The sequence below is a fragment of the Micromonospora sp. WMMD987 genome, assembly GCF_029581435.1.
Lineage (GTDB): Bacteria > Actinomycetota > Actinomycetes > Mycobacteriales > Micromonosporaceae > Micromonospora > Micromonospora rifamycinica.
Window position 1 is genome coordinate 1,792,274 of sequence record NZ_CP120861.1, and the last position, 22,326, is coordinate 1,814,599.

At 74.2% G+C, this 22,326-nt stretch carries 20 protein-coding genes, 3 tRNA genes and 1 pseudogene; 17 read left to right on the top strand and 7 right to left on the bottom strand.

The features are described from left to right. The first annotated feature begins 15 nt into the window (after positions 1–15). The 5 genes from O7612_RS07850 to O7612_RS07870 all read left to right on the top strand — a co-directional run bounded on the left by O7612_RS07850 (position 16) and on the right by O7612_RS07870 (position 4,820). Positions 16–990 carry a DUF58 domain-containing protein gene (locus O7612_RS07850; protein WP_282273835.1) on the top strand — a complete coding sequence of 325 codons (975 nt, stop codon included), beginning with the start codon at positions 16–18 and terminating at the stop codon, positions 988–990. Further along, on the top strand, positions 987–1,946 hold the full coding sequence (locus O7612_RS07855; RefSeq protein WP_282271799.1) for a VWA domain-containing protein: 960 nt from the start codon (positions 987–989) through the stop codon (positions 1,944–1,946). Before O7612_RS07850 ends, O7612_RS07855 begins: the two co-directional genes overlap by 4 nt. A 51-nt stretch (positions 1,947–1,997) precedes the next feature. Continuing rightward, positions 1,998–2,861 (top strand): trypsin-like peptidase domain-containing protein, encoded by an 864-nt coding sequence (locus tag O7612_RS07860; RefSeq protein WP_282271801.1) that lies wholly within the window; start codon positions 1,998–2,000, stop codon positions 2,859–2,861. A gap of 77 nt (positions 2,862–2,938) precedes the next feature. Continuing rightward, positions 2,939–3,364, top strand: a complete 426-nt coding sequence (gene arfB, locus O7612_RS07865) for an alternative ribosome rescue aminoacyl-tRNA hydrolase ArfB (RefSeq protein WP_282271804.1) — start codon at positions 2,939–2,941, stop codon at positions 3,362–3,364. A gap of 307 nt (positions 3,365–3,671) precedes the next feature. Further along, the gene (locus tag O7612_RS07870) at positions 3,672–4,820 is read left to right on the top strand and encodes a cellulose binding domain-containing protein (RefSeq protein ID WP_282271806.1); all 1,149 of its coding nucleotides are present in this window, start codon (positions 3,672–3,674) and stop codon (positions 4,818–4,820) included. A 52-nt stretch (positions 4,821–4,872) separates the two neighbouring features. Here O7612_RS07870 and O7612_RS07875 read toward each other — a convergent pair whose 3' ends face one another. Together O7612_RS07875 and O7612_RS07880 are read right to left on the bottom strand one after the other, a co-directional pair. Further along, positions 4,873–5,757, bottom strand: coding sequence for a 3-methyladenine DNA glycosylase (locus O7612_RS07875; protein WP_282271808.1), 885 nt, complete (start codon positions 5,755–5,757; stop codon positions 4,873–4,875). Between the two features lie 63 nt (positions 5,758–5,820). Then, entirely contained in the window at positions 5,821–7,341 is a 1,521-nt protein-coding gene (locus O7612_RS07880; protein WP_282271810.1) for a hypothetical protein, read from the bottom strand. A 167-nt stretch (positions 7,342–7,508) separates the two neighbouring features. Between O7612_RS07880 and O7612_RS07885 the strand changes: the two genes are divergently transcribed. The 4 genes from O7612_RS07885 (at position 7,509) to O7612_RS07900 (ending at position 8,986) form a co-directional block, all read left to right on the top strand. Then, positions 7,509–8,312: a fumarylacetoacetate hydrolase family protein gene (locus tag O7612_RS07885; RefSeq protein WP_282271812.1), complete on the top strand. Its 804-nt coding sequence runs from the start codon at positions 7,509–7,511 to the stop codon at positions 8,310–8,312. Positions 8,313–8,418: 106 nt separating this feature from the next. Next, a tRNA-Gln gene (locus O7612_RS07890) sits at positions 8,419–8,490 on the top strand. Positions 8,491–8,629: 139 nt separating this feature from the next. After that, a tRNA-Glu gene (locus O7612_RS07895) sits at positions 8,630–8,702 on the top strand. Between the two features lie 208 nt (positions 8,703–8,910). Beyond that, positions 8,911–8,986: transfer RNA gene (locus O7612_RS07900), tRNA-Glu, on the top strand. Between the two features lie 101 nt (positions 8,987–9,087). On the opposite strand, the gene O7612_RS07905 is transcribed toward O7612_RS07900, so the two are convergent. Further along, positions 9,088–9,774 carry an IclR family transcriptional regulator gene (locus O7612_RS07905; RefSeq protein WP_067311668.1) on the bottom strand — a complete coding sequence of 229 codons (687 nt, stop codon included), beginning with the start codon at positions 9,772–9,774 and terminating at the stop codon, positions 9,088–9,090. Positions 9,775–9,823: 49 nt separating this feature from the next. Here O7612_RS07905 and leuC point away from each other — a divergent pair, with 49 nt between their 5' ends. From leuC to O7612_RS07920, 3 genes are all read left to right on the top strand, one after another. Beyond that, a complete protein-coding gene (gene leuC / locus O7612_RS07910) occupies positions 9,824–11,266 on the top strand; it encodes a 3-isopropylmalate dehydratase large subunit (protein ID WP_282271815.1) in 1,443 nt (480 codons plus the stop codon). A 15-nt stretch (positions 11,267–11,281) separates the two neighbouring features. Beyond that, the gene (gene leuD, locus O7612_RS07915) at positions 11,282–11,869 is read left to right on the top strand and encodes a 3-isopropylmalate dehydratase small subunit (RefSeq protein WP_282271817.1); all 588 of its coding nucleotides are present in this window, start codon (positions 11,282–11,284) and stop codon (positions 11,867–11,869) included. Positions 11,870–12,041: 172 nt separating this feature from the next. After that, positions 12,042–12,791: an HU family DNA-binding protein gene (locus O7612_RS07920; protein WP_348774276.1), complete on the top strand. Its 750-nt coding sequence runs from the start codon at positions 12,042–12,044 to the stop codon at positions 12,789–12,791. A gap of 58 nt (positions 12,792–12,849) precedes the next feature. Here O7612_RS07920 and O7612_RS07925 read toward each other — a convergent pair whose 3' ends face one another. The 4 genes and pseudogenes from O7612_RS07925 to cofC all read right to left on the bottom strand — a co-directional run bounded on the left by O7612_RS07925 (position 12,850) and on the right by cofC (position 17,113). Next, entirely contained in the window at positions 12,850–13,734 is an 885-nt protein-coding gene (locus O7612_RS07925) for an NUDIX hydrolase (protein ID WP_282271821.1), read from the bottom strand. 102 nt (positions 13,735–13,836) lie between these two features. Next, positions 13,837–15,915: pseudogene (locus O7612_RS07930) on the bottom strand (RNA degradosome polyphosphate kinase); the annotation flags it as partial. Between the two features lie 303 nt (positions 15,916–16,218). Beyond that, the gene (locus O7612_RS07935; protein WP_067311649.1) at positions 16,219–16,416 is read right to left on the bottom strand and encodes a cold-shock protein; all 198 of its coding nucleotides are present in this window, start codon (positions 16,414–16,416) and stop codon (positions 16,219–16,221) included. 22 nt (positions 16,417–16,438) lie between these two features. Further along, the gene (gene cofC, locus O7612_RS07940) at positions 16,439–17,113 is read right to left on the bottom strand and encodes a 2-phospho-L-lactate guanylyltransferase (protein WP_282271828.1); all 675 of its coding nucleotides are present in this window, start codon (positions 17,111–17,113) and stop codon (positions 16,439–16,441) included. A 127-nt stretch (positions 17,114–17,240) separates the two neighbouring features. Here cofC and O7612_RS07945 point away from each other — a divergent pair, with 127 nt between their 5' ends. The 5 genes from O7612_RS07945 (at position 17,241) to O7612_RS07965 (ending at position 22,305) form a co-directional block, all read left to right on the top strand. After that, the gene (locus O7612_RS07945; protein ID WP_282271830.1) at positions 17,241–17,966 is read left to right on the top strand and encodes a lysophospholipid acyltransferase family protein; all 726 of its coding nucleotides are present in this window, start codon (positions 17,241–17,243) and stop codon (positions 17,964–17,966) included. A gap of 105 nt (positions 17,967–18,071) precedes the next feature. Then, on the top strand, positions 18,072–19,079 hold the full coding sequence (locus tag O7612_RS07950; RefSeq protein WP_282271833.1) for an NAD(P)H-dependent glycerol-3-phosphate dehydrogenase: 1,008 nt from the start codon (positions 18,072–18,074) through the stop codon (positions 19,077–19,079). Beyond that, positions 19,076–20,227: a cystathionine gamma-lyase gene (locus O7612_RS07955; protein WP_282271835.1), complete on the top strand. Its 1,152-nt coding sequence runs from the start codon at positions 19,076–19,078 to the stop codon at positions 20,225–20,227. The genes O7612_RS07950 and O7612_RS07955 overlap by 4 nt, the downstream gene beginning before the upstream one ends. Before the next feature lie 163 nt (positions 20,228–20,390). Beyond that, positions 20,391–21,179, top strand: coding sequence for a putative protein N(5)-glutamine methyltransferase (locus tag O7612_RS07960; protein ID WP_282271837.1), 789 nt, complete (start codon positions 20,391–20,393; stop codon positions 21,177–21,179). Between the two features lie 97 nt (positions 21,180–21,276). Then, a complete protein-coding gene (locus O7612_RS07965) occupies positions 21,277–22,305 on the top strand; it encodes an ROK family protein (protein ID WP_282271838.1) in 1,029 nt (342 codons plus the stop codon). Positions 22,306–22,326 lie beyond the last annotated feature (21 nt).

The following is a 22,326-nucleotide window of genomic DNA, read 5'->3' on the forward strand; positions in this document are numbered from 1 at the left end:
CCGCCGACCGCTGCCGTGCCGGCCGACCCGACGCTGGCCGACCTCGCCCCCGCACAGCGGCTGCGCCGGCTCGAACTCACCGTCACCCGCCGGCTGGACGGGCTGCTCCAGGGCCAGTTGCGCGGCCTGCTGCCCGGCCCCGGCAGCGAACTCGCCGGCAGCCGCGAGTACCGCCCCGGCGAGGACGAGGTACGCCGGATGGACTGGGCGGTCACCGCCCGGACCACCGTCCCGCACGTCCGCGAGGTCGACGCCGACCGCGAGCTGACCACCTGGCTGCTGGTCGACGCCAGCCCCAGCATGGAGTACGGCACCGCCGAGCTGGACAAACGGGAACTCTCGGTGGCCGCCGTCGCCGCGGTCGGCTTCCTGACCGCCGGGACCGGCAACCGGCTCGGCGCCCTGGTGCTCGGCACCGACGGGCTGCGCCGGTTCCCGGCCCGCTCCGGGCGTACCCACCTGCTGCGCCTGCTCCGCGCGCTGCTGCACGCCCCCCGGGCGGACGCGGACGCCCGGCCGACCGGCGGCCCCGACCTGGCGGGCGCCTTCACGACGGTGCCCCGGGTCGCCGTGCGACGGGGGCTGGTGGTGGTGGTCTCCGACTTCCTCGACGGTCTCCCCGACGAGTACGACGCCCCGCCCCCCTGGGAGTCGGCGCTGCGCCGCCTCACCGCCCGGCACCAGGTGCTCGCGGTCGAGGTCACCGACCCGCGTGAGTGGGAACTGCCCGACGTCGGCCTGGTCACCCTGGTCGACCCGGAGAGCGGCCGGTGCCGCGAGGTGTGGACCGGGGATGCCGAGCTGCGCCGCCGGTACGCCGACGCCGCCGCCGCGCAACGCGCCCAGGTGGCCCGGGTGTTGCGCCGCAGCGGGGCCGGGCACCTGGCGTTGCGGACCGACCGGGACTGGACCGCCGACATCGTGCGGCACGTGTACGCCCAACGCCGGCTGGCCACCGCGTCCGCCGCGTCCCGGGGCGGTGTCGCGTGAACTGGCAGTCACCGCTGCGGCTCCTGCTGCTGCTCGGGGTGGCCGCGCTGGCCGCCGGCTACCTGCTGGCCCAGCGCCGACGCAGCCGGTACGCGGTCCGCTTCACCAACCTGCGGCTGCTCGACCGGGTCGCCCCGCAGCGACCGGCCTGGCGGCGGCACGTGCCCGCCGGTCTGTTCCTGGCCATGCTGGCGCTGCTGGTGGTGGGCTTCGCCCGGCCCACCGCCGAGGTGCGGGTGCCCCGGGAACGGGCCACCGTGATGGTCGCCGTGGACGTCTCCACCTCGATGCTCGCCACCGACGTGGAACCGGACCGGTTGACCGCCGCCAAGGAGGCCGCCCGGACGTTCGTCGACGGGCTGCCCGACGAGTTCAACGTGGGGCTGGTCGCGTTCGCCGGCAGCGCGGCGGTGCTGGTGCCGCCGAGCACCGACCGGGGCGCGCTGCACGACGGGATCGACCGGCTCGCCGAGGGGATCACCGGGGTCCAGGGCACCGCCATCGGCGAGGCGATCAGCGCCTCCCTCGGCGCGGTCAAGAGCCTCGACGAGAAGGCGGCCGAGCAGCCGCCGCCGGCCCGGGTCATCCTGCTCTCCGACGGGGCGAACACCTCCGGCGCGGACCCGATGGAGGCGGCCTCGGCGGCCGTCGCGGCGAAGGTGCCGGTGCACACCATCTCGTTCGGCACCCCGGGCGGGTTCGTCGACCGGGGTGGCCGGCCGATCCAGGTGCCGGTCGACGGGCAGACCCTCCGGGCGGTCGCCGACGAGACCGGGGGCGGGTTCCACGAGGCGGGCAGCAGCGCCGAACTGCGCGACGTCTACGAGGACATCGGCTCCTCGGTCGGCTACCGCAAGGAACGTCAGGACATCTCCGCCCGGTTCATCGGGCTCGGACTGGTCTTCGCCATGGGTGCGGCGGCCGGATCGATGCGCTGGTTCTCCCGCCTCCCCTGAGGTGGGGACGGCGTGGTTCCTGTCCGTCGCAGCGCACAGTGAGGAGGACGTATGGCAGTACGGACCGGTCTGGGGGAGCCCCGGGGCCCCTGGTTCCTCTCACCCGACCTGGGACCGGACGGCCGGCACCGGTGGGACGTACCGGGGCCGGGGGAGGACCCGTCCCGACGACGGTGGCGGGGCCGGTTGTGGACCGCCGCCGCGGTGGTCGCCCTCTCCACCGTCTCCGGCGCGGCGGCCGGCGGCTGGGTCGCCGGTCAGGACGGTGCCGGCCCGACGGCGGCCTCCGCCGCCCCGGTGCCGGCGGAACTGGTCACCGCCGCCCAGAAGACCGTTCCGGGGGTGGTGTCCGTCCTGGTCGGCGGCGGTGTCGCCGGGCGGTCGGCGACCGGCTCCGGCTTCGCCATCGACAACGAGCAGCACATCGTCACCAACGACCACATCCTGGCCAAGGGGGCCGGTGGCGCGGTGACCGTGGAGATGCCGGACGGCCGCCGGTACGCCGCCGACGTGGTGGGCCGCGAACCCGGCAGCGACCTGGCGGTCCTGAAGGTGCCGTCGGCCGCCGGGTTGGCCCCGCTGCCGCTGGCCAAGCCCCGGTCCACCCGGGTCGGCGAGCCGGTGCTCGCGGTCGGCTCGCCGCTCGGCCTGGCCGGCACGGTGACCGCCGGGATCGTCAGCGCCCTGAACCGGCAGGTACGGCTGGGCACCAGCCGGCGCAGCGCGGTGCAGACCGACGCGTCGATCAACCCGGGCAACTCCGGTGGCCCCCTGGTCAACGCCCGGGGCGAGGTGGTCGGGGTGAACACGGCGATCGCCACCATCGACGGCAGCGGCTCGATCGGCATCGGCTTCGCGATCCCCATCGACCAGGTGCAGCAGACCGCCGACACCATCATCGGCAAGGGCGGCTGAGCCCGCTGCGGGTGTGGTGGCCCGCGTGCCCGGTGACCGTGCCGCACGGTGTCGGCCGGGGGCGTTAGCCTCGCGGGGTGGACGACGGACTGCGGGTGACCGACCGGTGGACCGTGCCCGCCGCCGAGCTGCGGGAACGGTTCTCCCGCTCGTCCGGCCCCGGCGGGCAGGGGGTCAACACCACCGACTCCCGGGTCGAGCTGAGCTTCGACCTGGCCGGCACCACCGGTCTGCCTCCGGCGCTGCGCGAACGCGCCCTGGAACGGCTCGCCGGCCGGCTGGTCGACGGGGTGCTCACCATCGCCGCCAGCGAGCACCGCGCGCAGTTGGCCAACCGGGAGGCGGCCCGGGAGCGGCTGGCCGCGTTGCTGCGCGAGGCGGTGGCCCCACCGCCACCACCCCGACGGCCCACCCGGCCCTCGCGGGGTGCCAAGGAACGCCGCCTCGCCGACAAGAAACGCCAGTCGCAGCGCAAACGGGACCGCCGCGCCGACAGCGACTGAGCCTTCACGGCCGACCACCCGCGCCCCAACCGCCACCACAGCCCCCATGGCGGACCCCGGGCCGCTCCGCCTCGGGGATCCGGTGCGGGTGCCCGTGATCCACTACGTCTCACGGGCAGCCGGCGCGGCGTGTCGTGTCGCCCACCTGTAGACGATCATGACCGTCCCGGGGTGCCGCCCCGCGTCGAAGCGCTTCGCCAGGATGCGGGAGGGCGTTGAGTCGGGGCATCCGGTCTGTTGAGATGTGCGTGGGAGCAACCGGGCCGTCACCGACCGCACGCCGTCACGTGACAGGAGTCCCCTCAGCATGCTCCGAAGGCCGTTCCTCTCCGCTCTGCTCGCCGCCCTCGCGGCCGTCCCCCTCACCCTGCTCGTCGGGCTGGTCGCCGCCCCGGCGGCCCGGCCCGCCGCCGCCATCCCACTGCGGGTGATGCCTCTCGGCGACTCGATCACCGGCTCGCCCGGCTGCTGGCGGTCCATCCTCTGGAACCGGCTCCAGTCGACCGGCCACACCGACGTGGACTTCGTCGGCACCCTCGGCCCACAGGGCTGCGGCCAGCCGTACGACGGGGACAACGAGGGCCACGGCGGTTACCTGGTGACCAACGTGGCCAACCAGAACCTGCTGCCCGGCTGGCTCGCCGCCACCCACCCCGACATCGTGCTGATGCACTTCGGCACCAACGACGTGTGGAGCAACATCGCGCCGGCCACCATCCTCACCGCGTACTCGAGGCTGGTCGACCAGATGCGGACCAGCAACCCGGCGATGCGGATCATCGTCGCGAAGATCATCCCGATGGCCCCGTCGAGCTGTGCCGAGTGCGGGCAGCGGGCGGTGGCGCTGAACGCCGTGATCGACGGCTGGGCGGCGGGCAAGACCACCGCCGCGTCGCCGATCGTGGTGGTCGACCAGTGGACCGGGTTCAGCACCACCACCGACACCTACGACGGGGTGCACCCCAACGCGGCCGGCGACCAGAAGATGTCCGACCGGTGGTACCCGGCGCTGGTGGCCGCGCTCGGCGGCGCCACCCCGACCAGCACCCCGACGGGCAGCCCCACCCCGACCGGCACCCCCACGCCCAGCCCCACGGTCAGCCCCACCGGATCGCCCACGGTGGACCCGCCGACCACCTCGCCGCCGGCCGGGACCGGCTGCACCGCCGGGTTCCGGATCACCAACCAGTGGCAGGGCGGCTACCAGGGCGAGGTGACGGTGCGTAACACCGGTGCCGCGCGGACCACCGGCTGGCGGGTCGCGTTCACCCTGCCCGCCGGGCAGCAGATCACCCAGGCGTGGAATGTCGAGCTGACCCAGACCGGCAGCGCGGTCACCGCCCGGAACGTGGGCTGGAACGGCGCGCTCGCTCCGGCCGCCGAGGTCACCTTCGGATTCCTCGGCACCAGCACCGGCACCGCCACCGCACCGGCGGCGACCTGCACCGCCAGTTGACCCGTCGGGGATCCGGGCCGGTCACGGCCCGGATCCCCGGAACCGGTGGGGCTCAGGCAGGGGTCGTGCCGGCGAGGTCCAGGGCGGCCAGCAGCCGGGTGCGCAGCACGGCGGCCTGCTCGGCGAAGCCGCGTTGCGCCGCCGCGTACTCGGCCCGCCCCTCGGGGGTCTCCACCTGGACCGGGGGATAGCCGAGGGCGGCCAGGTCGTACGGGCTGGCCCGCATGTCCAGCGCCCGGATCCGCCGGGCCAGCGCGAAACAGTCCGCGACCAGCTCCGAGGCGACCAGCGGGGAGAGCTTGTACGCCCACTTGTAGAGGTCCATGTTGGCGTGCAGGCAACCCGGCTGCTCCAGCGCGTGCTGGGTCTGCCGGGTCGGCTGGAGCACGTTCAGCGGCCGGGCCGGTGCGGTGAAGAACCGGAACGCGTCGAAGTGGCTGCACCGCACGCCCCGGTCCCGCACCACCTCGGCGGTGCGTTCCGGGCTGAGCCGCAGCGGCCAGGCGTTGTGCCGGACCTCCTCCTGGGTCTGCCGGTAGACCATCGCCCACTCGTGCATCCCGAAGCAGCCCAGGTGCGCCGGTCGTCCGGCGGTGGCCACCAGCAGCTCCCGGATCCAGGCGATCGACTCGGCGCGTCGGTCGCGTACCCGGTCGGTGGCGAGGGTGACCCCGGCGGGGTCGGCGCGGTAGTCGGGGCCGAACTCGGCCGGGTCGGCGTCGCGCAGCAGCACGCCGACGCCCGGGTGCCAGCGGCGCAGCTGCGCCGGCCGGTACGAGTAGTAGGTGAAGAGGAAGTCCTCCACCGGGTGCCGGCCGCCGGTGCGGCGACGGGCCAGGTGCGGGTCCAGCCAGGCGGCCACCCGCGCCTGGTGGGCGGCCCGCCGGGCCTGCCAGTCGGCCGCGTCGAGGGCGGCGGGAACGAGGGCGGCGGTCACCCCCTCAGGGTACGGCCGCCGCCCGGTCACCCCTTCGGGACACGGCCGCCGCCCGTCGGCGGATCAGGGCACGTCCACCCGGACCCCGGCGGAGAACACCCCGCTACGCAGCTCCAACTGCTGCGGCTTCTGCGTCCCGTGCACGGTGAAGACGAGCGGCAGCACCACCCGGCTGCCCCCCGGGACCGGTTCGGCGAAGACGTCCCGGCCCAGGTTCGCCAGCCGGGTGGCGTCCTCGTCGGTGCTGACCCAGGTCCCGCCCGGCAGGTACGCCCGCTGGAGCTGACCGTGCCAGCTCTGCTGTTCCGGGGTGACGTTGCGCACCCCGACGGTGGCCTGGCACCGCTGGTCCACCGCCGACGCGGTACCGCAGACCACCCGGTAGACGGTGAACTCGAACGCCTCCTCCCGCAGCGGGGTGCCGACGGTCCCGGTCGTCGTGGTGCCCGTCCACGCCCCGGCGGTCGGTTGCTTGCTGGTGTCGATCGCGGCCACCTGCCGGGTGGCCGTCCAGGTGGCCGCGGAGACCACCCCGGCCAGCACCGCCGCGGCCACCCCCACCACCAGCCACACCGACGGGCTGCGTGGCCGCCCGGGGCGGCCCGGGGTGGCGGGTCGCGGGTACACCGTCCCACCGCCCGGGGACGCCGGCCCACCGGCGTACGGTGGCATGCCGACCGCCGCCGGGGCGGTGCCGGTCGGTGCGATGCCACCGGCCCGCCGCCGGGCCCGCAGCCACCACCAGAGCCCGCCGGCCAGCAGCGCCAGCACCACCAGCGCCGCGCCGAGCAGGATCAGGGGCTGCCGCCAGACCGGAGTCGCGGGCACCACCGCCTCCGGGGCCGCCGCGCTGCGCCAGGTGGCGGTCGCGCAGTCGTACGGCTGGTCGCCGTCCCTGGTGTAGGCGCAGGCCGGTGCGGTCAGCTCCTGGCCGGGTGCGGTGGCGGCCAGGGCGGTGTCGAGGGTCCGGGTCGCCCCGGCCGGTACGACGAGCCGCCAGGTGACCTCCCCGCCGCCGGACGACCCGCGTGGCCGGGTGGCCAGCCCACCCGCGCTGACCGCGGTGGTCGACGTGTTGGCCGGCAGTTCCTGGCGGACCATCGTCTGCACCGCCGAGTCGCCGGTGTTGCGGACCAGGATCCGGTAGCCGGGCACCGGGGTCGCGGCCGGTGCCACGGCGACGGTGAGCTGCGGCGCCGGCCGGGGCGCACCCGGGTTGCCGGCGGTGGTCATCCCCGGGGCCGGTGCCGACGGGGTCACCGGGATCACCGCGCCGCTGGCCGCCACCCCGGGCGCGGCCCGCGCCCCCCGCTGCGGGGCCGCGACCCCGACCGGGGCTGCCGTCGTCGGGTTCGGCGCTGCGCCCGCCGGTGCCGCCGCCGCGGTCCGTGGAATCGGCCTCGCTGTCCCCGGTGTCGCCGCCGGGCTCGGCGTTGTCGTCGCCGCTGCTGCCGCCGGTGTCGCCGTCGCGGTCGCGGTCGCCGGGTTCTCCCCGGGACCGGGCAGCGCCGGTACGGCGGCGAGAATGCCCAGGCAGTTCACGAAGACCGCGAGGACCCTGTGGTGTCGTCTCGATGCAGGCATACCAACGAACCTCCGACGCCGACGGTATGAGCGGAGACCCTCCGCCCGGGTACGAAGCGTCGAACCCCACCCGCGGCGGCGACCGATGCCCTAAGCTGCGCCGACGACCGCCCGACTGACCGCCCGGTGGCCGACGGTGCCGGCTGCCGTGGGGCTAGATTGGCCGGGTGCGTATCGCTCGTTTCGCTCATGCCAAGGGAATGTCGTTCGGAGTCGTCGAGGGGGAGGCGGAGGGCGGACCACAGGGTCTGACCATCGCCGAGATCGAGGGCCACCCGTTCGGGCAGCTCCAGTTCTCCGGTGCCCGCTGGGCCCTGCCCGACGTGCGGCTGCTCTCGCCGATCCTGCCCAGCAAGGTGGTCTGCGTCGGGCGTAACTACGCCGAGCACGCCGCCGAGCACGGCAGCGAGGTGCCGACGGAGCCGTTGCTCTTCCTCAAGCCGTCCACCTCGGTGATCGGTCCCCGGGACGCGATCCGGCTGCCGGTCTTCAGCAGGCAGGTCGAGCACGAGGCCGAGCTGGCCGTGGTGATCGGGGCACCCGGCGCCCGCCGGGTCGACCGGGCCACCGCCGCTCGGGCCATCTTCGGCTACACCTGCGCCAACGACGTGACGGCCCGGGATCTCCAGCGGTCCGACGGGCAGTGGACCCGGGCCAAGGGCTTCGACTCGTTCTGCCCCCTCGGTCCCTGGATCACCACCGACGTCGACGTCACCGACCTGGAGGTCCGCTGCGAGGTGGGCCGTAATCCCGACGAGATGGAGGTACGCCAGCTCGGCCGGACCAAGGACATGGTGTTCGACGTGCCGGCGCTGGTGTCGTACATCTCGCACGTGATGACGCTGCTTCCCGGGGACGTGGTGCTGACCGGCACCCCGGCCGGGGTTAGTCCCCTCACCGATGGGGATACGGTCACCGTACGGATCGAAGGGATCGGCGAACTCACCAACTCGGTGGTGCCGGTCGGCTGACCGTCTGAGCCCCTGTTTCCGCAGCTCAAGGGCGGTTTGGGGGGATCGGATTTGGCCTGTTGGCGCGGGGAGGGTAAAGTTCCATCCCGGCGCCGCAAGGGGCCAATGGGGTATGGGGTAATTGGCAGCCCAACTGATTCTGGTTCAGTTAGTCTAGGTTCGAGTCCTGGTACCCCAGCGCAACCGCGGGTTCACCCGAATCCGTGGACGCTGGATTCTGACGGAGTTCCGCTCCCTCCCCGCACGGGGTCGAAGTTGATCTCTGATAGAGTGCAGCTTCCCCGCCCTGCCGGGTGGGGAAGCACGAGCTATGTTCTGGCCCCGTCGTCTAGTGGCCCAGGACGCCGCCCTCTCAAGGCGGTAGCGCCGGTTCGAATCCGGTCGGGGCTACAACGCTGGCAGCCCGTCCCACTCGGTTGGGGCGGGCTTCTTCGTGTCCGGAGTGCTCCCTGTCGCGACGTACCGCCTCCCGGTGTCCTGCCGCAGCGCCGGCTCGGTCGACCCCCGGGCGGCCGACCCCCGTCGTGGGTGCCGGGTGCGGGTGCCGCTAGACTACTGCCACACCGCCCGGTCGGGTGGTGAAGCAGGAAAAGTGCCTGGCCCCGTCGTCTAGTGGCCCAGGACGCCGCCCTCTCAAGGCGGTAGCGCCGGTTCGAATCCGGTCGGGGCTACCACACGATCGGCCCGTCTCGCGTCCCGAGGCGGGCCGATCGCCGTTCCGCCACCTCCCGGCCCCACCCGATCACCGGTGGGGTGGGGCTCGGTCGGTGGGGAGTCAGAGGCCGGAGAGGCGTTGGCCGGCGCGGACGACGGCCATGGCGTGGCGTTCGCCGGGGCGGCGGCCGAGGCGTTCGATCGGGCCGGAGATGCTGATCGAGGCGATCACCCGTCCGGTGCGGTCCCGGATGGGGGCGGAGACGCTCGCCACACCGGGCTCGCGTTCGGCGACGCTCTGCGCCCAGCCCCGGCGGCGTACCTCGGCGAGGGTGCGGCCGGTGAACTTGGACCGGGGCAGCAGCGGCATGACGGCCTCGGGAGGCTCCCAGGCGAGCAGGATCTGCGCCGCGGAGCCGGCGGTCATCGGCAGCACCGAGCCGACCGGCACGGTGTCCCGCAGGCCGCTGGCCCGTTCGGCGGCGGCCACGCAGACCCGCTCGTCGGCCCGGCGCAGGTAGAGCTGGGCGCTCTCCCCGGTGGCGTCGCGCAGCGCGGCCAGCAGCGGCTCGGCGGCGGTCAGCAGGACGTCCGGGGCGGCGTTGGCCAGTTCGCCGAGCCGGGGCCCGGGACGCCATCGCCCCTGGGTGTCCCGGACCAGCATCCGGTGGATCTCCAGGGCCTGGGCCAGCCGGTGTGCGGTGGCCCGGGGCAGCTTGGTGCGTTCAACGAGTTCGGCCAGACTCGCGCCGTCGACACAGGCGGCCAGGATGACCACCGCCTTGTCGAGGACGCCGACACCGCTCATACTGTGTCCCACAAGCCGAAATTTACCTCCCAGAATTTAGGATGTCCAGATGGTGGGAGTCACTCAACCGAGGACCCTGGCCGAAAAGGTCTGGGACGCACACGTCGTACGGACCGCGCAGGGCGAGCCGGACCTGCTCTACATCGACCTGCACCTGCTGCACGAGGTGACCAGTCCGCAGGCGTTCGACGGGCTGCGCCTGGCCGGTCGGCAGGTCCGTCGTCCCGACCTCACGCTCGCGACCGAGGATCACAACACCCCGACCGGGTACGACGATCCCGCGTTCCGGCTGCGCCGTGGTGACCTGCTGACGATCGCCGACCCGACGTCGCGTACCCAGATCGAGACGTTGCGCCGCAACTGCGCCGAGTTCGGCCTGCGGCTGCACCCCCTGGGCGACGAGAACCAGGGGATCGTGCACGTGATCGGCCCGCAGCTGGGCGTCACCCAGCCCGGCATGACGATCGTCTGTGGCGACTCGCACACCGCCACCCACGGCGCGTTCGGCGCGCTGGCCTTCGGCATCGGCACCAGTGAGGTCGAACACGTCCTGGCCACGCAGACCCTGCCGCAGGCCCGGCCGAAGACCATGGCGGTCAACGTCACCGGTCAGCTCGGCCCCGGCGTCACCGCCAAGGACCTGGTCCTCGCGCTGATCGCGCAGGTGGGCACGGGCGGTGGGCGCGGCCACATCGTGGAGTACCGGGGCGAGGCGATCCGGGCGCTGTCCATGGAGGGCCGGATGACGGTGGCGAACATGTCCATCGAGTGGGGCGCCAAGGCGGGCCTGATCGCGCCGGACGAGACGACCTTCGCGTACCTCAAGGGTCGGCCGCACGCGCCGGCCGGGGCCGACTGGGACGCGGCGCTGGCCTACTGGCGGACGCTGCCCACCGACGACGGCGCGACCTTCGACGCCGAGGTGACCCTGGACGCGAGCCGGATCACCCCGTTCGTCACCTGGGGCACCAACCCCGGTCAGGGTGCGCCGCTGGGTGCGGTCGTGCCGGATCCGGAGGACTTCGGCACCGACGCCGAGCGGACCGCCGCGCGCCGGGCGCTGGAGTACATGGACCTCACCCCCGGGACGCCGCTGCGGGACCTCGCCGTCGACGTGGTCTTCGTCGGCTCCTGCACCAACGGCCGGCTGGAGGACCTGCGGGCCGCCGCCGACGTGCTGCGCGGCCACCGGGTCGCCGACGGGGTACGGATGCTGGTGGTGCCGGGTTCCGCCGCCGTGCGGGAGGCCGCCGAGGCGGAGGGCCTGGACAAGGTCTTCGCCGACGCCGGGGCGGAGTGGCGGTTCGCCGGCTGCTCGATGTGCCTGGGCATGAACCCGGACACGCTGAAGCCCGGCGAGCGTTCGGCGTCGACCTCCAACCGCAACTTCGAGGGTCGGCAGGGCCGGGGTGGGCGTACCCACCTGGTGTCCCCGCAGGTCGCCGCCGCCACGGCCGTGACCGGCCGGCTCTCCGCCCCCGCCGACCTGTAGAAGGGCAGCCGCGAGATGGACAAGTTCACCACCCACACCGGCACCGCCGTGCCGCTGCGCCGCTCCAACGTGGACACCGACCAGATCATCCCGGCCGTGTACCTCAAGCGGGTGACCCGGACGGGTTTCGCCGACGGCCTGTTCAACGCGTGGCGGGAGGACCCCGCATTCGTGCTCAACAACCCGGCCTATTCCGGCGCCTCGATCCTCGTGGCCGGGCCGGAGTTCGGCACCGGGTCGTCCCGCGAGCACGCTGTCTGGGCGCTGCGCGACTGGGGTTTCCAGGCGGTCGTCTCCCCCCGGTTCGGTGACATCTTCCGGGGCAACTCGCTCAAGGAAGGGCTCCTTCCGGTCGAGTTGGAACTGGCCGCGGTCGAGCAGATCTGGCAGTTGGTGGAAGCCGACCCGACCACGCCGGTGACCGTCGACCTGACCACCCGCGAGGTCCGGGTCGGCGGGTCCACCTGGTCGTTCCCGCTCGACGACCACAGCCGTTGGCGGCTGATGGAGGGCCTGGACGACATTGGACTCACCCTCCGGCACCTCGCCGACATCGAGGCGTACGAGGCGGGTCGGCCGTCGTTCACCCCGGCCGTGCGCTAGCCGTACGACCGATTTCCGTACGGTTTTCGCCCCCACCGGTTCATCCGGTGGGGGCGAATCCGTTACGACACAAGGGCTTTTTTCCACCGAATGTTTGTGTCCAGGCAGCACAGGGCATACGGTGCGCGCAGAATGGCTCGCGTCGAGTCAGTTGCACAATCGGGAGGAAGTCGTGAACAAGGCCGAGCTCATCGAGGCGCTCGCCGCTCGCCTGGGGGACCGGAAGTCGGCGACGGCGGCGCTCGACGCGGTCCTCGCCGAGGTCCAGGCGGCGGTCACCAAGGGCGACAAAGTGGCGATCACCGGATTCGGATCGTTCGAGAAGCGTGTCCGGGCGGCGCGAACAGCGCGCAACCCGCGTACCGGTGAGGCGGTGAAGGTCAAGAAGACATCCGTCCCGGCCTTCAAGCCGGGCGCCGGTTTCAAGGAGATGGTGGCCACCGGCAAGGTGCCGAAGACCGCCGCTCCGGCGAAGAAGACCACCACCGCGGCGGCCAAGGCCACCACGGCGAAGGCGACGGGTGCCAAGGCCACTGCCGCCAAGGCCACCGGGACGAAGGCGACCGGTGCCAAGGCCACCGGGACGAAGGCGACCGGTGCCAAGGCGACGGGGGCGAAGGCGACCGGGGCCAAGACCACCGCCGCCCGGAAGACCACGGCGACGGCCGCCAAGAAGACCACGGCGACCGCCGCCCGCAAGACCACCGCGGCGAAGGCCACCAAGGCCGCCACCGCGACCAAGGCGGCCACCAAGAAGGCCGCTCCGGCGAAGAAGACCACGGCGGCCGCGTCGGCCACCGCCCGGAGCGCACCGGCCAGGAAGACGACCACCGCGGCCAAGTCCACGGCGGCCAAGGCCACCACCGCGAAGAAGGCGCCCGCCAAGAAGGCGCCGGCGAAGCGGACCGCCGCCAAGCGGTGATCTGCGGGTACGACGGAACGGGCGTCCACCACACCGGTGGACGCCCGTTCCCGTGTGCTCAGAGGCGGTCGGCGGCGAGCAGCCGGTCGGCGGCGAAGGCCAGCAGCCAACCCCCGCCCTTGGCGGTGCCGAAGTCGTCCTCCCGCCCGGTCAGCCGGGCCAACGCCCCCGGGATCACCTTGCCCTGGCTGCACACCGCGACCGGTTCCCCGGCGGCGGCCAGCCCGGCCAGCCGGCCGGCGGCGGCCAGCGCGCACTCGTCGACCTGCTGACCCGGCTTCGGCTCGTCGAAGTCCCCGCACACCTCGATCGGCAGGTCCAGCAGGGCGGCCGCCGAATCCAGGGTCTGCACACAGCGGCGGGGCGAGGCCGACAGCAGCCGGACCGGGCGGACCAGGGCGACCAGCGGGGCCAGCAGCCGGGCCTGGGCGACACCCTCGGCGTCCAACGGTCGGGCGGTGTCCGGCCCGGACCAGGTGGCCCGCCGGCCGGCGTGCGCGTGCCGGACCAGCGCCACCGTGCCGGTCACCGGTGGCAGGGCGGCGAACGCGGCCAGCACCTGGGCGTCGTGCGGGTAGCTGACCCGCCCGATCGCCGCCTCGACGTCGAGCCAGCACACGTCGTCGACCTCGGTGTCCGGCTGGAAACCGCCGGTGTCCACCGCCCGCATCGACCAGTAGTCGACCACCTTGGGCCGCCCCTCGCTGCGGTACCGCGCGCTGGGCAGCCGGACCTGCGGCACGGCCCGGACGTCGGACTCCTCGGCCACCTCCCGGACGGCGGCCAGCAACGGATGCTCGCCGGGGTCCAGCTTGCCCTTGGGCAGTGACCAGTCGCCGTAGCGGGGCCGGTGCACCAGGCAGACCTCGACCCCGCCGTGGCCGGAGGGCCGCCAGGCCACCCCACCGGCCGCCCGGATACCGGTCGCTTCCTGCTCCGTCATCTGGTCACCCTACGTCCGGGGATTGCGTGGTGACGGCCGCCCGCCCGGCTTCCCGGACAGCCACCCGGGGCCAGCCGGCGGAACCGGTCCGCCGCCCGGGGGTCAGCCGGCGGAGCTGCCCACCCGGCGCAGCAGCAGCTCCTGGAGGTCGTGCAGCGGTTCCTCGCCGGTGCCGGTACGCCGGGTCCAGGTGCCGTCGGCGGCCAGCTCGAAGGCGTCCACCTCGGGGCTCATCGCGTACCCCATCACCTGGTCGAGTTCGGCCCGCGCCACCGGATCGCTGACCTGCACCAGCGCCTCGACCCGGCGGTCGAGGTTGCGGTGCATCAGGTCGGCCGACCCCATCCAGAACTCGGCGTCGCCGTTGTTGCCGAACCGGAAGATCCGGGAGTGTTCCAGGAACCGGCCGAGGATCGAGCGGACCCGGATGTTCTCCGACAGGCCCGGCACCCCCGGCCGCAGGGTGCACATGCCCCGGATCAGCAGGTCCACGTGGACGCCGGCCCGCGACGCCCGGTAGAGCGCGTCGGTGATCTCCTCGTCGACCAGCGAGTTCACCTTGAACTGCACCAGCCCCGGCATGCCCAGCCGGACGTGGGCGATCTCCCGTTCGATCCGCTCGATCAGGCCGCTACGGATGCCCTGCGGGGCGACCAGCAACCGTCGGTACGCGGTCTGCCGGCTGTACCCGGTGAGCACGTTGAACAGGTCGGTCAGGTCCGCGCCGATCTCCGGGTCGGCGGTGAGCACGCCGAAGTCCTCGTACAGTCGGGCGGTCTTCGGGTGGTAGTTGCCGGTGCCGATGTGGCAGTACCGGCGGATCTGGTTGCCCTCCTGGCGCACCACCAGGGCGGTCTTGCAGTGCGTCTTCAGCCCTACCAGGCCGTAGACGACGTGGCAGCCGGCCCGTTCCAGGGTGCGCGCCCAGCCGATGTTGGCCACCTCGTCGAAGCGGGCCTTCAGCTCCACCAGCACCACCACCTGCTTGCCGGCGGCGGCGGCGTCGACCAGCGCGTCGACGATCGGGGAGTCCCCGCTGGTGCGGTAGAGGGTCTGCTTGATGGCCAGCACGTTCGGGTCGGCGGCGGCCTGCTCGACGAAGCGTTGCACGCTGGTGGCGAACGAGTGGTACGGGTGGTGCACCAGCACGTCGCCGTCGCGCAGGGTGGCGAAGACGCTGCGCGGCACCTCGCCCTCGGTCAACCGGGGATGGGTGGCCGGCACGAACGGCTTGTCCTTGAGGTCGGGGCGGTCCGCCTCGCCGTAGAGCTGCCACAGCGCCGACAGGTCCAGCAGGCCGGGCACCCGCAGCACGTCGTGGTCGTCCATGTCCAGCTCGCGGACGAGCAGCTCCAGCATGTGGTCGGAGATGGAGGCGGCCACCTCCAGCCGGACCGGGGGACCGAAGCGCCGCCGGGCCAGTTCCCGTTCGAGGGCCTGGAGCAGGTCCTCGTCGCGGTCCTCGTCGACCTCCACCTCGGCGTTGCGGGTGACCCGGAACAGGTGGCACTCGACCACCTGCATGCCGGAGAAGAGCTGCCCCAGGTGCACCGAGATGAGGTCCTCGACCGGCAGCATCCGTAGCCCCGGCTGGTCCCGGCCGACCCGGACGAAGCGGGGCACGTTGTTGGGGACCTTCACCCGGGCGAACAGCTCCGAGCCGCTGTCGGGGTCGCGGACCGCGACGGCCAGGTTCAGCGACCGCCCGGAGATGTACGGGAACGGGTGCGCCGGGTCCACCGCGAGCGGGGTGAGCACCGGGAAGATGTGTTCCCGGAAGTAGGTGCGCAGCCGTTCCCGCTCCGGGTCGTCCAGCTCCGCCCAGCGGGTGATCCGGATGTCCTCCCGGGCGAGTTGCGGCAGCAGGTCGTCGACGAAGCAGGCGGCCTGGCGGGCGACCAGCCCGGCGGCGGACTCGGTGATCCGCTCCAGCTGGGTGCGCAGCGGCAGCCGGTCCCCGCCGCGTACCGGCAGGCCGGCGGAGAGCCGTCGCTTGAGCCCGGCCACCCGCACCATGTAGAACTCGTCCAGGTTGCTGGCGAAGATGGCCAGGAACTTGGCCCGTTCCAGCAGCGGCGTGCCGGGGTCCTCGGCCAGCGCCAGCACCCGGCCGTTGAAGTCCAGCCAGGACAACTCCCGGTTGAGGAACCGGTCGGCCGGCAGCGGCTCGGCGACGGGTGGGCCGTCGGCGGCCGACCCCGGCCCGACGGACGCGTCGTCGGCGGTGGGCCGGTCACCGGTGTCGAGCACCTCGTCCAGGCCGGCGGAGGCTCCGGCGGCGCTGGCGGCGGGGGAGTCGGGTGCGGTGGCGGCGACGTCCTCGGCGGCGCGGCGGGTGCGGGAGGCGCCCCGGCGGCGGGTGCCGTTGCGGGAGCCGGTCGGGTCGGTGGCGGCGGACGGGCTGGTGGGGTGCTCGCGAGGGGTGCTCACCCGCTCATAATCACCCGATTCTGGTTAACGCAAAATGAACTTGGGCCGGGTTGTTCAGGCCATCGTCGGCAACGTCACCCGGACGACCCCGCCGTCCGGATCCGTTTCCACCCGGAGCCGTTGGCCGAGCCGGAGCAGCCGCAGCCCGGAGGCGTCGAAGGCGCGGGCCGGGAACGGCAGCTCGGTGCCGTCGTCGAGGAGCAGCACGCCGGTGCGGGTCGACGCGTCGAAGGTCGCCACGGTGCCCTGCATGCCAGCACCGTACACCGGTGCTTCAGCCGGGGGGAGCGGTCGGTCCGGTCGGGCCGACCGCGACGCCGGTCAGCGCCCGGGTGGCCGGACCGAGGCCGAGCCGGGCCGCGTCGGCCAGGTCGGCGGCGGTGTCCACGTCCCGGCGCAGGCTCGGCCAGGGACCGGTCAGCGGCACCGCCCCGGAGGCCCGGTGCGCGGCGGCGGAGCCGACCCCGAACCGGGGGTCCAGCGACACGCCGGGCGGCGCGGTGAGCAGCACGGTGCCGGTGCCGGGGGCGTCGGCCACGAACCGGCGTACCCCGGGCGGGCCGGTGGTGACCGCGTGCAGCGCGGCGGCCAGCTCGGCCGGGCGCAGCGCCGGCAGGTCGGCGGTGAGGGCGGCCACCCAGGCCCCCCGGTCACCGTCGGTGACCACCGCGTCGACGCCGTGCCGCAGGGCGGCGTTCAGCCCGGCGTCCGGCCGGTCCGGCACCACCCGGGCGCCCGCCGCGCCGGCCGTCGCCGCCACCCGCGGGTCGGCGGTGACCACCAGCACCTCGGCCACCGCCGGGCAGGCCAGCGCCGCGCCGACCGTGTCGGCCGCCAGCGCCAGCGCCAGCTCCTCGTGCGGTACGGCCGGCAGCGCGCCCCGCAACCGGCTCTTGGCGGCACGGAGCCGCTTGACCGGTACCACCAGCACCCACCTCGCTCGCCCCACGTCGACAATCCTGCCAGCGCCGACGGCGGTACCCTCACTGGCCGTACCCGGGACGAGCAGGCATGATTTCCGCTGCGGGCACGCAACGGTGGGGCTGCGGCGCGCGGCGGGTGACGAGGAGGCACGGGTGGCACGGCGCAGGCTGGGTTTCTGGCGACGGTTCGCCGTGGTGCTGGTCAAGCCCGTGATGCTGGCCTGGACCCGGCGCACCTGGCACGGGGCCGAGCGGTTGCGCACCGGCGGCGGCGTCATCATCGTGCCCAACCACCTCTCGCACACCGATCCGCTGGTCTGCGCGCACTTCGTCTACGACGCCGGCAGGTGGCCGCAGTTCCTCGGTAAGGCCAGCGTGTTCCGGGTGCCGGTGGTCGGCTGGATCCTGCACCGCTGCCGGCAGATCCCGGTGGAACGGGAGACCTCCGTCGCGGTCAGGTCCCTGGACCGCCTGGTCGCCGCGCTGGACGCCGGTGGCGCGGTGGTCATCTATCCGGAGGGCACCATCACCCGGGAGCCGCAGTTGTGGCCGATGAAGGGCAAGACCGGGGCGGCCCGGCTGGCCCTGGCCACCGGCGCTCCGGTGGTGCCGGTGGCGATGTGGGGGCCGGAACGCCTCTTCGACCCGCGTACCGGCCGGGTGGGCCTGCGGCCCCGGACCCCGGTGACGGTGGTGGCCGGTCCGCCGGTCGACCTGAGCCGGTGGGCCGGGGCGACCCCCAGCCGGGTGGTGCTGGAGGAGATGACCGACCAGATCATGGTTACCCTGCGTGACCTGCTTGCCGGCATCCGGGGCGGCACACCCCCGCCGCTGTGGGAACGTCCCGCCCGTCCGCACAATCCCGAGGTGACCGAATGAGCGAGTGGATCGACCGGCGCGACGCAGGGACGGCAGGGGCATGAACGGTCGGATCGGTCGGTCCGCGACGCCGGGGCGCGTCGCCGACGGTGGGGAGGCGACGGCGTGAGTGGGCACGTGGCGGTGCTGGGGGCCGGATCCTGGGGGACGGCGTTCGCCAAGATCCTCGCCGACGCCGGTCGGGAGGTGACCATACTGGCCCGGCGGGAGCAGGTCGCCGAGGCGATCCGCGTCCACCGGCGCAACCCCGACTACCTGCCGGAGCTGCGGCTGCCCGAGCGGGTCACCGCGACCGGTGACCCGGCCAAGGCGATCTCCGGCGCGGAGCTGGTGGTGCTGTCGGTGCCGTCGCAGACGCTGCGCGGCAACCTCGCCGAGTGGGCCGGGCACCTCGCCCCGGACGCCACCCTCGTCTCCCTGATGAAGGGCATCGAGCTGGGCACCACCCGACGGATGAGCGAGGTGATCGTGGAGACCGCCCGGGTCACCCCGGACCGGGTGGTGGTGGTCTCCGGCCCCAACCTGGCCCCCGAGATCGCCGTCGAGCAGCCGGCGGCGACGGTGGTCGCCGGCACCGACGCCCGCCGCGCCGAACTGGTACAGCAGTCGATCCGCACCCCGTACTTCCGGCCTTACACCAACGACGACGTGATCGGCTGCGAGCTGGGCGGGGCGGTCAAGAACGTGATCGCCCTGTCGTACGGGATCGCCACCGCGATGGGCTTCGGCGACAACACCCGGGCCATGCTGATGACCCGGGGGCTGGCCGAGACCGCCCGGCTGGGGGTGGCGCTCGGTGCCGACCCGATCACCTTCGCCGGGCTGGCCGGCATGGGTGACCTGGTGGCCTCCTGCTCGTCGCCGCTGGCCCGCAACCGCACCTTCGGCGAGCACCTGGGTCGGGGGGAGACCCTCGAACAGGCACAGGCGGCCACCCGGCAGACCGCCGAGGGCGTCAAGAGCTGCCTGGCCATCCGGGACCTGGCCCGCGCGCACGGGGTGGAGATGCCGATCACCGAGCAGATCGAACGGATCTGCCACGAGGGAATGGACCCGAGACTCGCGGTGGACACCCTGATGAGCCGGACCGCCAAGCCGGAGTCGTACGAATGAGCGGCCCGGTCCCGTCCGGCGGGCACTGGCACGACGGCACCCGGTGCGTGCACGCCGGGCTGCCCGCGCCGGAGCCGGGACAGCCGTTCCTGCCCGGCCCGGTCTTCGCCGCGCCCTACCACCTCGACCCGTGGCAGGGGCCGGGCGCGACGCCGAACGGCTACGGCCGCCCGGACAATCCGACCCGCCGGCTGCTGGAGGCTGCCATCGGCGAGCTGGAGGGGGGCGACTGCCGGGTCTTCGCCTCCGGCCAGGCGGCCATCACCGGGCTGCTGCTGGCCGTGCTGCGCCCCGGCGACACCGTGCTGCTGCCCGCCGACGGCTACTTCCCGGTCCGGGCGTTCGCCACCGCCACCCTCGCCGGGATCGGGGTCAAGGTGGGTTTCGTGCCCACGGCCGGGCCGTACCCGTCGTTCGACGGCGTACGCCTGGTGCTGCTGGAGACCCCGGCGAACCCGGGCCTGGACGTGGCCGACATCGCCGTGCTGGCCGACGCGGCGCTCGCGGCCGGTGCGCTGGTGGCGGTGGACAACACCACCGCCACCCCGCTCGGGCAGCGCCCGCTGGACCTCGGCGCGGACCTGGTGGTCGCCTCCGGCACCAAGGCGCTGACCGGCCACTCCGACCTGCTGCTCGGCTACGTGGCGTCCCGGTCGGCGGAGCTGCTGGAGACGGTGACGGGGTGGCGGACCACCACCGGCGCGGTGCCCGGGGCGTTCGACGCCTGGCTGGCCCACCGCTCGCTGGCCACCCTGGACCTGCGGCTGGCCCGGCAGTCCGCCAACGCGGCGGCGCTGGTGGAACTGCTCGCCGGCCGGGTCGGGGTGACCGGGCTGCGCTGGCCGGGGCGGCCGGAGGACCCGGCGTACCCGGTGGCGTCGCGGCAGCTCCGTCGGATGCCCGGGGTGCTCTCGTTCGACCTGGGGGACGCCGACCGGGTGGCCCGGTTCGTCGCCGCGTCCCGACTGGTCACCGCGGCGACCTCGTTCGGTGGCCTGCACACCAGCGCCGACCGGCGGGCGCAGTGGGGCGACGACACCGCCCCGGGTTTCGTCCGGCTCTCCTGCGGGGTGGAGGACACCGCCGACCTGGTCGCCGACGTGGCGGCCGCACTGGACGCCGCGGGGGTTTCCGATCCGCTATCGTGATGCCGGCCGCACGGGCGGCCCCGACCCGAGGAGGTGAGTCCGATCCGGCAGACGACAGGACCGGCGCTCCCCGTCGAGTCCCCGTCGCCGCGGTAGCGGGACACCCGTCGCCGCGGTAGCGACGGTGGGAGCGTCGACGTGCGTTCCCGAAAGAGGCAGCACCATGGCAGTTCCGTTCCCCCACGACCACACCGCTCTCGTCGCCCGGCTGCGCGCCGCCGGCTGTGTCTACGCCGAGGACGAGGCCGGGCTGCTCGTCGCCGCCGCCGGCTCGCCGCGCGAACTGGCCGCCCTCACCGACCGGCGGGTGGCCGGCGAACCCTTGGAACACCTGCTCGGCTGGGCCGAGTTCTGCGGTCGACGGATCGCCGTCGACCCCGGGGTGTTCGTCCCCCGGGCGCGGACCGGGCTGCTGGTGGAGGCCGCGGTGTCGGTCGCCGGGCCGGCACCGGCGGTGGTCGACCTCTGCTGCGGGTCGGGTGCGATCAGTGTCGCGCTGGCCGACCGGCTCGCCCCGCGCTGGCTCGCCGCCGTCGACGTGGATCCGGCCGCCGTGGCCTGCGCCCGCCGCAACCTGGCGGGCCGGGACGCCACGGTGGTGCAGGGTGACCTGTTCGACCCGCTGCCGCCCGACCGGCGGGGCCGGTTGGACGTGGTGGTGGCCAACGCCCCGTACGTGCCGACCCCGGCGGTGGCGCTGATGCCGGCGGAGGCCCGGTTGCACGAGGCGGCGGTGGCGTTGGACGGCGGCGTCGACGGGCTGGCCGTGCTGCGTCGGGTGGCCGCCGGGGCGGTCGACTGGCTGCGGCCCGGTGGGCACCTGGTGGTGGAGGTCAGCACCGTCCAGGCCGGGGCGCTGTGCACGGCGATGACCGGGCTGGGCCTGCTGCCGACGGTGCTGCACGTGGAGGAGTGGGACGCCACCGGCGTGCTGGCCCGCCGCCCGGAGTGAGCGGACCCGGGCCGCAGGCCGGTACGCCGCCCCGGTCGGGGCGTGACGGGCGGCGGAAACGGGAACTAACCTCGCAGCAGGCGCGGCGGAGGTGGCGATGGGTGACGCGGACTCACCGGTGGTGGTGGGGCTGGACAACGGTGGCACCAGCAACAACGCGACCGTGCTCAGCCTGGACGGCCGCTTCCTGGTGGACGGGTTGGTGGAGATCCCCAGCGAGGTGACCGCCGGCCCGCAGGCGGCGGTGGAGGCGCTGGCCCGCGCGTTCGACGGGGTGCTGGCGCACGCCGGTGTGCGCCGTGGGCGGGTGTGCGCGGTCGGGTTGGACACCCCCGGCCCGGCCAGCGCCACCGGGGTCATCTCGTCCCGGGGGTCGACGAACTTCGCGCAGCCGGGCTGGCACGGCTTCGACGTGCGGGGCGCGTTGGAGCGGCGGCTGGGCCTGCCGGTGGTCTACCACAACGACGGCAACGCCGCCGCGCTCTACGCCCACCACGTCCACTTCGGAGCCGAGGCGGCGAGCCGGTCCTCGGTGTCGGCCATCGTCGGCACCGGCCTCGGCGGCGGGGTGGTGGTCGACGGTCGGGTCGTCACCGGGGCGGCCGGGATGGCCGGCGAACTCGGCCACGTGCACCTCCCGCTGGCCGGGCTGCTCGCCCCCGACCAGCCGGAACCGCGGTGCGCCTGCGGTTTCGTCGGCGACGCGGAGAGCGTCGCCTCGCTGACCGCGATCGGGCGCAACCTGCTGCCGTACTGGCTGTCCCGGTATCCGGGGCACCCGCTGACCCGGGAGCCGTCCGCGCGGGCCGCGAAGCTGCTCCGGGGGTACGCCGAGCGCGGTGATCCGCTGGCCCGGGAGGTCTTCGCCCAGCAGGCGGCGGCGCTCGGCCGGTTGTTCACCGTCGCGGCGAACTTCACCGACCCGCACGCGTACTTCGTCGGTGGCGGGGTGGTGGAGGCGACGGTGGAGTTCCGGGACTGGTTCCTCGACACCGTCCGCGCGCACACCGTGCTCCGGGCGGAGCAGGCCGCGTCGGCCGTCTTCGCCCTGGTCCCGGACCGGGACATGGCGGGGGCACGCGGGGTGGCCATCGCCGCGGCCGAGGCGGTGCGCCCCACCGGTTGACCGCCCGCCCACCGGCTGACC